Source organism: Bacillus cereus group sp. N21, assembly GCF_016483395.1.
GTDB lineage: Bacteria > Bacillota > Bacilli > Bacillales > Bacillaceae_G > Bacillus_A > Bacillus_A pseudomycoides.
This window is the reverse complement of sequence record NZ_JAEHBX010000019.1, coordinates 50833-63615: the sequence shown is the minus strand read 5'-3', so window position 1 is coordinate 63615 and position 12783 is coordinate 50833. Positions and strand designations below refer to the sequence as shown.

Below are 12783 nucleotides of genomic sequence, written 5' to 3'. Positions count from 1 at the left end.
TTTGGAGCAGGGTTATTAAATCATGTATTAAAAATATTGAGGTGGAGTTTATCTGAGATACTATAATACGATGAAGGGCTTTTTCATTTCGTTATAAAGGAAAGTACGATATACTTGACGTATCTTTAGAGATGTAACTATAATTGTTACGATTCGAATTTTATAATGGAAAGGGTGAATGATGTAAGTGAATGAAAGTAATCACGATGTATATAAACCTGTAAGAGTAAACAGGTTATGGATGATTCTTGTATTAGGGACACTCACAGCAATTGGGCCATTGTCCATTGATATGTACTTGCCCTCGTTACCAAAATTAACGGATGATTTACAAACGAATGCTTCTCTTGCTCAGCTTACTTTAACAGCTTGCTTACTAGGGCTTTCGGTTGGACAATTATTTGTTGGTTCAATTAGTGATATTTATGGACGGCGCAAACCGCTTATTATTGCTCTTATTATCTATGTTACATCTTCTTTATTGTGTGCCGTTGCACCATCTATTTGGAGTTTAGTTCTTTTACGTTTCTTACAAGGGGCTTCAGGCTCAGCAGGTATTGTTATATCACGTGCTATGGTACGTGATATGTACTCAGGTTCGGAGATGACAAAGTTTTTCTCACTGCTTATGTTAGTAAACGGAACAGCGCCTATTTTGGCTCCAATTATTGGAGGACAATTGTTACAGTTCACATCATGGCGCGGGGTCTTTATCGTTCTTGGAGTGATAAGTGTATTTATGTTAGTATCCGCTATTTTTGTATTGCGTGAGACATTGCCTCTTGAGGAGAGAGAAACAGGTGGTTTAGCAGGAACATTAGCGACATATGGGAATTTGCTGAAAGATCGCTTATTTATGGGGTATGCTTTGTCGCAAGGCTTAGTGTCAGCAGCAATGTTTGCTTATATTTCGGGCTCTCCGTTTGTGTTGCAAAATATATACGGGGCATCACCGCAAGCATTTAGTTTATTCTTTGCGATTAATGGTATTGGGATTATTATTGCTAGCCAAATTACTGGACGTTTAGCGGGGAAAGTAAATGAGACAACATTATTTGTAATGGGCGTTGGAATTGCAGCTGTTGGTGGTCTTTCTTTACTTCTTATGATTGTACTAGGAGCAGGGTTGATTGGTGTTTTATGTTCGTTATTTCTTGTTGTATCAAGTGTTGGGGTTGTATCGACAACAGGTTTTTCACTAGCAATGAGAAATCAAAAACAAGCTGCAGGAACAGCATCAGCTTTACTTGGTCTACTACAGTTCATTTCTGGAGCACTTGTTGCGCCTTTAGTTGGGATTGGAGGTAGTAACACAGCACTTCCTATGGGAATTGTGATTGCCCTATGTGAAGTGGGAGCGGTTTTATGTTATATCTTTATGGCAAAGCGTAGTGAAAGACAGTTTGTACTTCGGGAAAAGCAGGATATAGAGGCATAAGAATACTAAAAAAGAGCTAATTCAAAGTATATTTTGAATTAGCTCTTTTTGTTATTTTCTTGGAGCAGCTCATACATATTATTCATGATTGCATCGTATAAAATAGCTAATTTATCCCAAACCCATCGATTTGAATCAACCTCTTTTTCACCACAGTCAATAATATCTGTATGGTCCGTAATTCTATAAGCTCTTTCTACGATTATCGGAGCAATTTTTGGTATACGAGGAATAGCTTTCAAAATATCTGCAAAGTTTCCGATATAGACATGCCCGATGATTTCAATTGTTAGTGATTCATCAGATATGTTTAGGGCGGTGTCGTATTTGTCTGTATGCACTTGTTTTAAGTAATGGGCAAGTCTAAGTGGAGCGGTTCTCTTCTTTAATACGCGGCGAAGACTTTCTGTATTTTTGATATGGAGTGATCTTTTACGAATAAGAACGGAAAGTTCTTCTTCCATAAACATCATTTTGTTGTACATATATATTGTTAGTCTCCTTTTTTCTAAATAAATGGACAATGCAACCTTAGGTAGGGATGCTTCATTCATATGTAAGTCTAGCATGCTATGTTCCAGATGTGTGCTTACAGTTTTGTAAGGTGCAGAAGAAGAGCTGTGAAGATTCTGGGCGTATAAAGTGACGATACTGTGACAAAAATGGTGATATGTGTATAAAAGTACGGTCATAAGTGTAAAGTTTGAATGGTTCTCGTTATAATAGCAAGTGGAGATAAGTAGTAGATGTAGACAAAAGGAGAGTAAGAGATGAAGAAATTGTGGAGTATTGTCTTGCTTGGAGGAATGCTTCTTTTAGCAGGGTGTAATGGAGATAAGGATACAAAAGAACCGAAAGAACCGAAAGAAAAAGTAGAACAATCGGCAGAGCAGAAAGAAGATATGAGAGTATATCGTGATGTGCATAATAAGTATGATGAGAAAATGAACAAAGAGTTAAATGAAGCAGTAAAATTATGGGAAGAAGCGAAGGAAAAAGGGGGGAAGGCACTAGTATATCCTAAGTTTAAAGAAGATGTACAAAAAATAACCACGAGTATGTTAACGGATATCGATCATATGCGCAAAGAAATTCGTGTACCGAAGTCAAAAGAACAAGAACATGAGCTATATGTTGGCTTCTTAAATGAGACAGAGCAAGCAATGAAAAAGTTAGAGAAATTAGCGAAAGATGAAGATTCGGCGTTAATTCGTGATATAGAAGTTCATTTTTCAACAGCTTCAACGTACTATAAACGCTTTCAAAAAGAAGCACAAAAATAACCTTGCAATGCGCAAGGTTATTTTTTCTTTTTCCCGTCCCCATCTTCATCTTCAGCTACTAAGACTTTTTGCTCTTCATGAAATTCTGAAATTGTTTGCCCAGTAATGTTATCGAATGGAGTATAAAAGGAAGTTATATTTTTCTTTTTTATAAATAATTTATAGAAGCCTATGATAACTAATATTACGATTGTTAATGGTAATCCTATAACTGCCATAAGTAATGGATCCATCGTAGCTCTCCTTTCTACATAGAGAGGATTTTATTTGTCCTTTACCTTAGTATAAAACAAAAAAGGGAATTACTTTAAATATAATCCAACTGCTGCAAAAGCGTTGTTAGAAGAAGGTATGAAAGAAGAAGATATTATGTTTACAGAATATCCTTTAATTCCGATTATGTTCCTGACAGATTCTTATTTGCAAAAATTATCTGTATCTGGTTTAGAGTATATGATTGGTTCTGAGCCAAGCTTACGACATGCGAAAAAGTAAGCAAAAAATAAAGAAGTAGGCATTTGCCTACTTCTTTATTTTACTTCCTTCTTATACTCTTTCTTCGTTCCATCTGAGAACACAACTTCTAAGTCGAATTTTTGGTAGTCTTTATCAAGTTGGAATACGTCTACCACTTGATCAATTACTTCTTGATCAGGTGTATTTTTATCAAATGTTAATTTTTGTAGAAGTGGACTTAGTTTGGCAATAGCTTTGTCACTCGTTAGCTTTACATCTGTCTTGTGATCCTCAATCTTTCCTTCCATCTTTTTGTCTGCACCTTTACTTTTGTACTCCGCTTCATAATCTTTCTTCGTATCTTGGTAGTCTGCATTTAAGTGAAATTCGTTAAAGTTAAGTTTTAAATCTTGAGGTGCTTCATTTTTAGCTTCGTCCGTTGTTTTCTTATCAGAAGTTGGAGTTTCCTTTTTTGGTGCAGTACAACCTGTTAGCGCAGGTACTAGCATAAGTGCTAATAAAACTGAAAGTAAAATTCTCATAATATATTCCTCCTTAGTGTATCGTTCCTTCCATACAAGTTTTTCCCAATTTCATGTAATTATGTATGTGCTCGAAATAAATTATTTCCCGAAACGTACGCTGCAAATGGTTATTATACAATAATATTTGGTGGTGGAAATTTAAAAGAAAATATTATCTCTCTATTATTTATAATTGTTATTACACAAATTTTAGCTTTAATCGCTGTAGGACTATTATCTGTATTAAAGGGAAAGAGACATTTAGTAAAAGAAGCATAAAGAAAAAGGGCATCCTTTTGGAGGATACCCTTTTTCTCTTGTAATCGAAGCTTTCGTTAAAATTAACTTCTATAAGGCGAGATTAATTCTCAACCTTTGCCCATTTGAAGTTAAGTGGTCCTGCAAAATCAACTTCAACTATTCCTTTTACATAAGAACGTTCTAAGTATGTTGTTCCATTTTGATAGAGAGGAGAGATAACAGCATCTTTAAATAAGATTTTTTCTGCCTGTTTTAAAGTTTCCCAACGTGCTTTTTCATCACCAGCTAAATCAGTTTTTACTTTTTGGATCAAATCATCAAATTCTTTATTAGAATAGTGATCTAAGTTGTATGAGTTATCAGTTGTAAATAATTCTAAGAATGTAATCGGGTCAGCAAAATCAGGGCTCCAGCCATCAACAGCAATATCATAATTTCCTTGTAGCAATAATGTGACTTGTTGTTTACGTGGTTGAGGCTTCAAGTTAATTGTTAAGCCTTCTAGATTTTTCTCTAGTTGTTCTTTTAAATATTCACCAGTTTTTTTCGAAAGGTCATTATCGCTTGTTAATAATTCAATTGAAATTTTATCAGAACCTAATTCTTGTTTTGCTTGCTTCCAGAATTTTTGAGCATCTTTTGTATTTTCTTTCGTTAAATTGCCATTCTCCTCACGAAAATCTTTTCCAGTTGGTCCCTTTGCAAAGTTTTTTGGAACTAGAGAATAAGAAGGAAGAGAGCCATCATTTAAGAGAACATTTACAAATGCCTTTTTATCTATCGATTTATCGATAGCTTGGCGGATATTTACATTTTGTAACGTTTTATTTTTTTGATTCATTCGTACGAATTGTACACCAACATCTGGTCGTTCTTTAAAGTTACTATCTTTGCGATATTTATCAACAAGATCAGATGTTAAAGTAAGTCGATCGATTTGTTTTGATTCATATAAATTAACGGCTGTTGAATGATCTTTGACGATATTAAAATTAATTTCTTCAAGTTTCACATTATCCTTATCCCAATAGTTGGTATTTTTCTTAAACTTAAAGCTTTGTTCATGTTTCCAATCACTTAATGTAAAGGCCCCATTATAGATAAGCTTATTATCTTCTAATGCATATTTATCACCTTGTGATTTAAAGAATTCTTCATTAATCGGTAAAAATGTTGGGAATGCCGTTAAGCTAATGAAGTATGGAACGGGACGCTCTAATTCAACTTCAAAAGTGTGGTCGTCGATTGCTTTTACACCAAGTTGATCAGCCGAAAGCTCTTTACTATTAATCTTTTTTGCATTTTTTATATCAAAGAATAAAAATGCATATTCAGAAGCTGTTGCTGAATCAACTGCACGTTGCCAAGCAAAGACGAAGTCCTTCGCTGTTACGGGTGTACCATTTGACCATTTGGAATCTCGTAAATGGAATGTATATTTTGTTTTATCCGGACTCACTTCATGAGACTTTGCAACACCAGGCACAGGTTTGTTTCCTTCACCAAGGTTATATAGACCTTCAAATACGTTTCTCATTACTTGACCAGAGTCAGTATCTGTAGCGCGTGCAGTATCCATTGTGCGGATTTCTGTACCAGCAGCTAAGTTCAATACTTGTTTATTAGGTGCTTTATCTTTTGCTTTTGCTCCGCTTGCATCGTCTTTATAGCTACCGCATCCTGTTAATAAAATACTTGCTCCTAAAACAGATGCGACAGCAGGTACAAATTTCTTTTTCATGTAAAATTCCTCCCTAAATTGTTTGGGTATTAAAAAAATAGTTAATGAACAACTTTGAGGGAAAGAAAAAATCCCTCTTTTCTTATCGAGAAAGAGGGATTTTTGTTTACAAGGCATGTACCTGTATATAAACGAAGTCCCTCATTCTATCTTTCAAGCATAATGCTTGCAGGAAGTGGCACAGTATTCAAAGTGAACCTGTTGCCGAGGTTTCAAAGGGCCAGTCCCTCCACCTCTCTTGATACAATGAGTAAACATAGTAATTTATATTAATTTTTTTGATTCTTTGATTATTCAAAATCTTACACCCGGATAAATGAACTGTCAATGAAATGAAATATAGTTTAAATTTTCAGTCTTTTAAATAGGGATATAAAAAGAAAGAGCACTGTGCAATTGCACAGTGACTCTCGTTTTTAAAAATCAAAATTATCAGAGTCTGGACCAACGCCATCTTCATTTTTGTATATTGCCGCTGTATCGATGCTGCGGTATCCATTTTTAATAGCTGCTTTTACAGAATCAATTACTTCTGTGCCATCTTCAACTTTAAAAAACATCTAAGCCAAACCAAGGCGTTTACACACCGTTATGTAATGTTGTGTAAGCTTGTGAATTTCATATTAATTCCCTCTAGCTTTTTTATTGGTTGCTTCAATTGCTTGATAAATAATCTTCGAAAAATTATTTTCATATATAACTTTTAAACCTTCTGCAGTTGAACCACCTGGTGTTGTCACTTGTTCACGAAGCATAGCTGGATCTTGTTCTTGCTCAAGCATAGCAGCAGAACCAGCAATCATTTGGATAACAAGATGTTTTGCTGTTGCTTCATCGATTCCATAGCTTTTTGTTGTTTCAATTAAACCTTCAGCAAAATGGTAAAGGAAGGCAGGTGCACTTCCAGTAACAGCGGTCAGCTGATGAACTTCTTCTTCCGTGCATAGCTGTGCTGTACCAATCCCCTTTAAGAGTAGTTGTAAAGTTTCTTGATGTTCAGTATTTACGAACTGTCCCATTGTATATAGCGAAATAGACTTTCCAATTGTCGCAGCTGTATTTGGCATAATCCAGGCAACAGGTGTACCTTGAGGAAGTTTTTCTTCTAAGTAAGATGGACCAATCCCGGCAGCAACCGTTACAACAAATTGATTGGTTAGAAGAGGAGATAACGCTGCTAATAATTGTTCATGTGCAGCTGGTGGCATCGCTAAAACAATGGTATCAACAGTTTTGATATGTTGAGTCCAATCACTCGTAAGGGAGATATTATATTTTTTCTCTAATTGTTTAAGCTTTTCTATGTTACTTCGATTGGATACGATAATTTTTTCAATGTGTTCGTTACTTGTTTTGAGAAGTCCGGCAAAGATTGCTTCTGCCATACGGCCAGCACCAATAAATAAAATTCTATGTTTCTTTAGCATATCTTTTATTCCTTCCTGATTAGAATAGGGTATAAAAAACGATAACATCTTTGAGAGATCTTTGTAAAAAGAAAAGACTTATATGAATTTGCTATAAGGATTAGTATATGCCATATTAACTTTTATAGTAATTTAGCTATTGATAGGTTGGTAAGAGAGGAATGAAAGTTTTGAAAATATATAAATCCCAATTAAAACACCTACATAAACCTTTTCTTTTTAGGTGAGAGAGCATCTGGTCATGTTTAAAAGCGGATAGATTGCCAAGCTAAAGCAGAGAGAAAACAAGTGAAAGTCCCCTTTTGTTTGTCATAGCGGTAACTTAAATGTCTAAAGATCAAATTACACAGATAGATTGGAAAGAAAAGTGATTAATGAATAGAAAACCCTCTGAAGCATGTATGCTTCAGAGGGTTTAGTAATAGATTGTGTAATTATGCTTTTGTCATACCAAGTAAAACAGCACCGCCGATAATTAGTACACTACCTAGTGCAATAAATCCCATTTGGCGTTTCGTTTTCTTTTCTCCTAAGAAGACAATCGCACCGAATGTAGAGATAACGATGCCAGTTTGAGATAATGGGAAGCTTGTTGCTACTCCAACTCGTGGTAAGGAAAGAAGTAAGAATAAGTTTCCTGTTCCCCATAGTAAACCAGATAATATGTTACGAACTGCATATTTGTTAAACGGTTTATATTTAGATGTCAGTACCACTGCACCAACAAACATACCGACTGCTTGCGGTAAAATAGCAGACCAACCATCGATATTGTACCAACGAATGATAATTACATATACAAGGTAACCAAAAGTAGAAACAATTAAAGTTAAAAGCCCTTTTTTCAGTTGTCCCGGTGGCTGTGCATTTTCTTTATCATCTAGTGAAGTAAAGACAACACCAATTACAATTAAAAGGATTGCAATCGTTCCCATAATAATCGTAGTAGTAGTAGTCCACTCATGGAAAGCGATAACGCCAAAGATAGAAGTCGCAACAAGTTGCATCCCAGTTGAAATGGTTACAGTTGTTGAAACACCTAGCTTTTCAACAGTTTTTAATTGGTTTGCTTGTCCTAAAGCCCAGAAGAGACCTGAAATAAAACCGACGATTAAGATTGTCATAGTTAAAGTCGGTTGAGTAAATATATACATAATTGTTGCAAAGAATAAGGCACCAATTGTCATACCTAATGTTTGACTATATGCACCGCCGCCCATTTTTACGCTTACTAATAAGACGTTTCCCCATGCAATTGCAGGAAGAAGTGCTAATAAAATATCCATTACAAGACTCCCTTCATTTTTCTATATCAATATAATTTAATTTCGTTCTAACGATCGGTAATTTCCCACTTAGAAAGTAGAAGATTACCGATCGTTAAAACAGGATGAAGAATTTACGATATAAATGCGTTTTCATTTCTTCATTTTTTTCAAATACCTAAATATAATAACAGGAAAGTACCTATTTTAGAAAGTAAATTCAAATAGAATGTATATTTCTACAAAAATTAAGATTCTGTTATTTGATCTCGTTTTTTAAGCGTAGTAAGACCTTATCTCAAAAGTCAGCAAAAGCTAATCAAAGTTTTATTTTATCAAAATAAAAAAAGACCTCAAATTGAGGTCTTTTTTAAATGGGGATGGGGGGAATAAAGTTACTTAGCTCTTTTTAAGAAATGGGGAGAGGGGGACAATCTACTTCCCATTGGCTTTACTTTATAACTTAATTATATGGAATGTGGGAAATAGTAACTATCGAATTAGCTTACAATAGGATTACAATTTTGTAAGGTTGGGATAAAGTGAAACTTTAATCAATGGGGTTTTACAGCACTCGAACAGCAGGATAAATTGTTTCATTCTACAAAACAATTTATTTTTCGGGAAATAAAAAAGCAGCTTTTGTCGAAAGCCGCTTTAAGAAGTAGTAATTCTTTTATTAATTAGCTGGATGCACAATAAGAATAGGAGTGACATACCGACTGTTATGATAACAAGCGTCCAGGCGAGCTGCATGTTACTTGCGTCAATCGCCATATAAATGGCTGTAGGAATTGTTTGTGTTTTTCCTGGAATGTTACCAGCAAACATAAGTGTTGCTCCAAATTCACCAAGTGCACGTACAAAGCTTAAGATCATTCCACTAAGTAGTGCGGGGAATGCAAGCGGCAATGTGACATGTAAGAAGACTTGGTATTCACTGGCCCCAAGATCACGGGCACCGTCTTCAATTTGCTCGTTTGCAATAGAAAAACCTGTCTTGGCCGATTGATACATAAGTGGGAATGAAACGACTGTTGAAGCGATGACAGCAGCCCATGATGTAAACATAATAGAGTGTTGAAATAATGATTCAATCCACTTACCAACTGGGCTGTTATTCCCAAAAATAATAATGAGAAAGAACCCAATAACAGTTGGCGGGAGCACCATCGGTAATAGAAAAATGGTTTCTAATAACACTTTATAGCGCCACGAGGAGCGAGCTAATACTCGTCCAATAATTGTGCCGAAAATCATAACAATAATGGTGGCGAGTGCAGCTACTCGTAAGGAAAGAAAAATAGGCGGCCAAAGTGCATCAAATGCCATGGTAGTTAAGATAGAATTGTAAATCCATATTTTTTAAAGATAGATTGTGCCTCTTTTGACTGTAAATATTCATAGAATGAAGTCGCCTCTTTCTTATGCTTGGATTCTTTTATAACCCCTGCTGGATAGTGGATCGGTTCATGAGAATTAGTTGGTGCTGCATTTGCAATTTTTACTTTGTCTGAAATGAGAGCATCTGTTTTGTATACAATTCCAGCATCTACATTTCCTGTTTCTACATATGTTAACACTTGGCGGACGTCTTTTGTAAATACAATTTTGTTTTGGAGGTCATTCCATAGATTTTCATGCGTAAGTGAAGCTTTTGCATATTTTCCGGCTGGTACAGATTCAGGTGTACCAATTGCTAGTTTCTTCACTTTTTCTTCTTTTAACTCTTGAAATGTTTTAATGGAACTTTCCTTTGGAACGACTAAAACAAGTTCATTTCCAAGAAGATTTTTCCCCTCTTTTTCATTAATAAATCCTTTTTTTACAAGCGTTTGAAATTTATCTTCTGCTGCAGAGAAGAATATATCAGCAGGAGCCCCTTGTTCAATTTGCTGCTGAAGTGCACCAGAACCACCAAAGTTAAAGGAAAGCTTTATGTTTGGTTCTTTCTGTTTATATTGTTTTTCAATTTCTTTGAAAGCATCTTGTAAACTTGCAGCTGCAGATATCGTAAGTTCAACTGTCTTTTCTTCTTTAGCAGTCGTTTTTTCTTTTTTTTCTTCACTTGTGCAAGCCGAGCTAAATATAAGAAGGAAAGAAAGCATGAATACCCCAATGTACCGTAATGTAAATCTGTTCATAAATATAATCCCCTTTCTTTTCACTATATTAATTATAACTAATTATATTTAATTATAAATAGATATAATTAAATATAATGTGAAATAAATCACTTTTTGAAAAAATAGGAGAAATTTTCTTTCTTTGTTACAATGAAAAGAGAAAGTGAGGAATCGTCTATGGATCATCATTCCTACACAACGGAAGAAGTAGCAAATCGATTAAAAGTCTCAAAGTTAACAGTGTATGATTTAATTAAAAAGGGTGAACTACCTTCCTACAGAGTTGGTAGACAAATGCGTATCGATGCAGTGGACTTAGAACAATATATTAAGCAAATGAAAACAGGGAAAGTACAAACTGCTTCTATGAGACTAGAGGAGAAGAATAGAGAATCTTCCTGTGTAATTAGTGGACAAGAGTTAACATTAGATATGCTAGCGAAACATCTTGAAAGATTTTTAACAGGCTCTAGTATGCTCCGGGCTTATCAGGGGAGTTTAATGAGTTTAATTAAAATGTCTCAAGGAGAAGGAAGTATCGTTAGTTTACATTTGTTTGATGGAGATACAGGAGAATATAACATTCCATATGTAAAACGAATTTTAGTCGGACAGCCATGTATTGTAATGAACTTATTAGCGAGAAATGTTGGGTTTTATGTCCAAGAAGGAAATCCAAAAGGAATACAAAAGTGGGCTGACTTGAGTCGTTCATCGATTCAATTTGTGAATCGTGAAAAAGGATCGGGAATTCGTGTACTAGTAGATGAACAGGTGAGAATTCAAAATGTAGATAAAGCAAATATTCGAGGATATAACTGGGAAGAGTCTAATCATCTTGGTGTTGCCTCTCAAATTGCTAATAGGAAAGCTGATGTCGGCATAGGAACAGAAAAGGTAGCACAAATTGTGAATGTAGATTTTATTCCACTTATGGAAGAACAATATGACTTAGTAATCTTAAAAAATAAAGAAAATGAACAACTTATTGAAGCAGTAAAAGAAATACTGCAATCGACAGAATTTCAAAATGAACTACGAGCAATTGGTGGGTACGATATAAGTAAAACAGGTCAAATTATATATGAAACAAATTGAAAAAGCTGCTTGTCTATGGACGAGCAGCTTTTTCTCTATATAAAGGGGTTAGGGGAAACAAGTTTATGGGACAAGACTTTGAGCAAGTGCGTAAATAAATGCTGTAAGAAGAGCTGCGCCGCTTGCAAGTCCGATAAAGTCTAATTTGTTAAAAGTAATGTTGTTCATAGTTATCTCTCCTTATTTGTTTAATGTAGTAGCAACCGCTTTTGCATCGACAAGAGCGGATAACACCATACTCATTGTATTTACAAATTTATTTGTTTTCATTTTGTTCATCATCCGTATCCGCTCCTTTCCGAATTGTTGTTGCCCTTGTTTCTGTCTTAATTATATGAAATACGACCAGGAGTAACTATCGAATTAGCTTACAGCAAGATTACACCTTTGTAAGAATTAATTTTTGAAAATTGTCACTTAATTTTATTACCAACTACTAAAACTTAGTGTTATAATTGTTGTAAGGATATAATTAAACTTTGGATATTGAGAAAGGAACGAAACGAATGTATAAGCTAATTACATTTTTGTTGAAATATATATTTAAAACGCTTGGAAAAGTGGAGGTTCAAGGAAAAGAAAAATTACCTGAAGGTGGGCCGTATGTTATTGCTTGTACGCATACGAGTTTTATGGATGTTTTAATGCTGGCAGCTGGGATGTACCCAACGGAAATTCATTATATGGCCAAAAAGGAACTGTTTGAAAGTAAATTTACAAATTGGTTCTTTAAGAATGTAAATGCTTTTCCGGTAGATCGCGCAAATCCAGGGCCAAGTACATTGAAAATTCCATCCCGTTTATTAAAAGATGGGAAAGTAGTAGGGATTTTTCCAAGTGGAACGAGATCGACAGAGGATGTTTCTTTAAAAGCAGGAGCTGTTACGATTGCAATGCGTTCTAATGTTCCTTTAGTACCAGCAGCTTATGTTGGACCATCAAGTGTAAAAGAATTAATTAAGGGGAAAAGAGCACAATTAATTTTTGGTAATCCGATTCAAGTTGAAGCGGGAGAGACAGTGGATCGAAAAACGGCTATGAAAATGATGACGGATCAATTAAATACAATGTTTGAAGAATTAACAGAGACATTACAACAAAATAAAAAATAGGAAAAGACGACCGGGCATAGACGGTCGTCTTTTCTATTACTATCTATATAAA

The 12783-nt window shown here is 34.9% G+C and carries 13 protein-coding genes, 2 pseudogenes and 1 riboswitch; of the genes and pseudogenes, 5 read left to right on the top strand and 10 right to left on the bottom strand.

The window, feature by feature from the left end:
- The first annotated feature begins 241 nt into the window (after window positions 1-241).
- Window positions 242-1438 carry a multidrug effflux MFS transporter gene (locus JDS96_RS13320; protein ID WP_003194512.1) on the top strand — a complete coding sequence of 399 codons (1197 nt, stop codon included), beginning with the start codon at window positions 242-244 and terminating at the stop codon, window positions 1436-1438.
- A gap of 38 nt (window positions 1439-1476) precedes the next feature.
- On the opposite strand, the gene JDS96_RS13315 is transcribed toward JDS96_RS13320, so the two are convergent.
- The gene (locus tag JDS96_RS13315; RefSeq protein WP_033797758.1) at window positions 1477-1923 is read right to left on the bottom strand and encodes a hypothetical protein; all 447 of its coding nucleotides are present in this window, start codon (window positions 1921-1923) and stop codon (window positions 1477-1479) included.
- Window positions 1924-2208: 285 nt separating this feature from the next.
- Between JDS96_RS13315 and JDS96_RS13310 the strand changes: the two genes are divergently transcribed.
- The gene (locus tag JDS96_RS13310; RefSeq protein ID WP_003205548.1) at window positions 2209-2721 is read left to right on the top strand and encodes a hypothetical protein; all 513 of its coding nucleotides are present in this window, start codon (window positions 2209-2211) and stop codon (window positions 2719-2721) included.
- Between the two features lie 17 nt (window positions 2722-2738).
- On the opposite strand, the gene JDS96_RS13305 is transcribed toward JDS96_RS13310, so the two are convergent.
- On the bottom strand, window positions 2739-2954 hold the full coding sequence (locus JDS96_RS13305) for a DUF3951 domain-containing protein (RefSeq protein ID WP_003194507.1): 216 nt from the start codon (window positions 2952-2954) through the stop codon (window positions 2739-2741).
- Between the two features lie 121 nt (window positions 2955-3075).
- Here JDS96_RS13305 and JDS96_RS13300 point away from each other — a divergent pair.
- Window positions 3076-3216 (top strand): annotated as a pseudogene (locus tag JDS96_RS13300) (peptide-binding protein); the annotation flags it as partial.
- 35 nt (window positions 3217-3251) lie between these two features.
- Here the strand turns inward: JDS96_RS13300 and JDS96_RS13295 are convergent.
- From JDS96_RS13295 to modA, 7 genes and pseudogenes are all read right to left on the bottom strand, one after another.
- Window positions 3252-3719, bottom strand: coding sequence for a YusW family protein (locus JDS96_RS13295; RefSeq protein ID WP_003194504.1), 468 nt, complete (start codon window positions 3717-3719; stop codon window positions 3252-3254).
- Between the two features lie 343 nt (window positions 3720-4062).
- On the bottom strand, window positions 4063-5703 hold the full coding sequence (locus JDS96_RS13290) for a peptide ABC transporter substrate-binding protein (protein ID WP_199667102.1): 1641 nt from the start codon (window positions 5701-5703) through the stop codon (window positions 4063-4065).
- A gap of 143 nt (window positions 5704-5846) precedes the next feature.
- Window positions 5847-5951, bottom strand: a riboswitch (SAM riboswitch).
- Window positions 5952-6146: 195 nt separating this feature from the next.
- A pseudogene (locus JDS96_RS13285) lies at window positions 6147-6288 on the bottom strand (aldo/keto reductase); the annotation flags it as partial.
- Window positions 6289-6326: 38 nt separating this feature from the next.
- Window positions 6327-7130 carry a pyrroline-5-carboxylate reductase gene (gene proC, locus JDS96_RS13280; RefSeq protein WP_199667101.1) on the bottom strand — a complete coding sequence of 268 codons (804 nt, stop codon included), beginning with the start codon at window positions 7128-7130 and terminating at the stop codon, window positions 6327-6329.
- 434 nt (window positions 7131-7564) lie between these two features.
- Entirely contained in the window at window positions 7565-8416 is an 852-nt protein-coding gene (locus JDS96_RS13275) for a GRP family sugar transporter (RefSeq protein ID WP_199667100.1), read from the bottom strand.
- 636 nt (window positions 8417-9052) lie between these two features.
- The gene (modB, locus tag JDS96_RS13270; RefSeq protein WP_003194495.1) at window positions 9053-9727 is read right to left on the bottom strand and encodes a molybdate ABC transporter permease subunit; all 675 of its coding nucleotides are present in this window, start codon (window positions 9725-9727) and stop codon (window positions 9053-9055) included.
- A gap of 5 nt (window positions 9728-9732) precedes the next feature.
- Window positions 9733-10539 (bottom strand): molybdate ABC transporter substrate-binding protein, encoded by an 807-nt coding sequence (modA, locus tag JDS96_RS13265; protein ID WP_199667099.1) that lies wholly within the window; start codon window positions 10537-10539, stop codon window positions 9733-9735.
- Between the two features lie 132 nt (window positions 10540-10671).
- Here modA and JDS96_RS13260 point away from each other — a divergent pair, with 132 nt between their 5' ends.
- A complete protein-coding gene (locus tag JDS96_RS13260; protein WP_199667098.1) occupies window positions 10672-11619 on the top strand; it encodes a substrate-binding domain-containing protein in 948 nt (315 codons plus the stop codon).
- Window positions 11620-11682: 63 nt separating this feature from the next.
- On the opposite strand, the gene JDS96_RS13255 is transcribed toward JDS96_RS13260, so the two are convergent.
- A complete protein-coding gene (locus JDS96_RS13255) occupies window positions 11683-11787 on the bottom strand; it encodes a DUF3948 family protein (RefSeq protein WP_199667097.1) in 105 nt (34 codons plus the stop codon).
- 338 nt (window positions 11788-12125) lie between these two features.
- On the opposite strand from JDS96_RS13255, the gene JDS96_RS13250 reads away from it, so the two are divergent.
- A complete protein-coding gene (locus JDS96_RS13250) occupies window positions 12126-12731 on the top strand; it encodes a lysophospholipid acyltransferase family protein (RefSeq protein WP_026008688.1) in 606 nt (201 codons plus the stop codon).
- Window positions 12732-12783 lie beyond the last annotated feature (52 nt).

Excerpts from the sequence above, each read along its gene's own strand:
- JDS96_RS13320 (WP_003194512.1), top strand. The coding sequence starts at position 242 with ATGATTCTTGTATTAGGGACACTCACAGCAATTGGGCCATTGTCCATT.
- JDS96_RS13315 (WP_033797758.1), bottom strand. The coding sequence starts at position 1,923 with ATGTACAACAAAATGATGTTTATGGAAGAAGAACTTTCCGTTCTTATT.
- JDS96_RS13310 (WP_003205548.1), top strand. The coding sequence starts at position 2,209 with ATGAAGAAATTGTGGAGTATTGTCTTGCTTGGAGGAATGCTTCTTTTA.
- JDS96_RS13305 (WP_003194507.1), bottom strand. The coding sequence starts at position 2,954 with ATGGATCCATTACTTATGGCAGTTATAGGATTACCATTAACAATCGTA.
- JDS96_RS13295 (WP_003194504.1), bottom strand. The coding sequence starts at position 3,719 with ATGAGAATTTTACTTTCAGTTTTATTAGCACTTATGCTAGTACCTGCG.
- JDS96_RS13290 (WP_199667102.1), bottom strand. The coding sequence starts at position 5,703 with ATGAAAAAGAAATTTGTACCTGCTGTCGCATCTGTTTTAGGAGCAAGT.
- proC (WP_199667101.1), bottom strand. The coding sequence starts at position 7,130 with ATGCTAAAGAAACATAGAATTTTATTTATTGGTGCTGGCCGTATGGCA.
- JDS96_RS13275 (WP_199667100.1), bottom strand. The coding sequence starts at position 8,416 with ATGGATATTTTATTAGCACTTCTTCCTGCAATTGCATGGGGAAACGTC.
- modB (WP_003194495.1), bottom strand. The coding sequence starts at position 9,727 with ATGGCATTTGATGCACTTTGGCCGCCTATTTTTCTTTCCTTACGAGTA.
- modA (WP_199667099.1), bottom strand. The coding sequence starts at position 10,539 with ATGAACAGATTTACATTACGGTACATTGGGGTATTCATGCTTTCTTTC.
- JDS96_RS13260 (WP_199667098.1), top strand. The coding sequence starts at position 10,672 with ATGAAAAGAGAAAGTGAGGAATCGTCTATGGATCATCATTCCTACACA.
- JDS96_RS13255 (WP_199667097.1), bottom strand. The coding sequence starts at position 11,787 with ATGAACAACATTACTTTTAACAAATTAGACTTTATCGGACTTGCAAGC.
- JDS96_RS13250 (WP_026008688.1), top strand. The coding sequence starts at position 12,126 with ATGTATAAGCTAATTACATTTTTGTTGAAATATATATTTAAAACGCTT.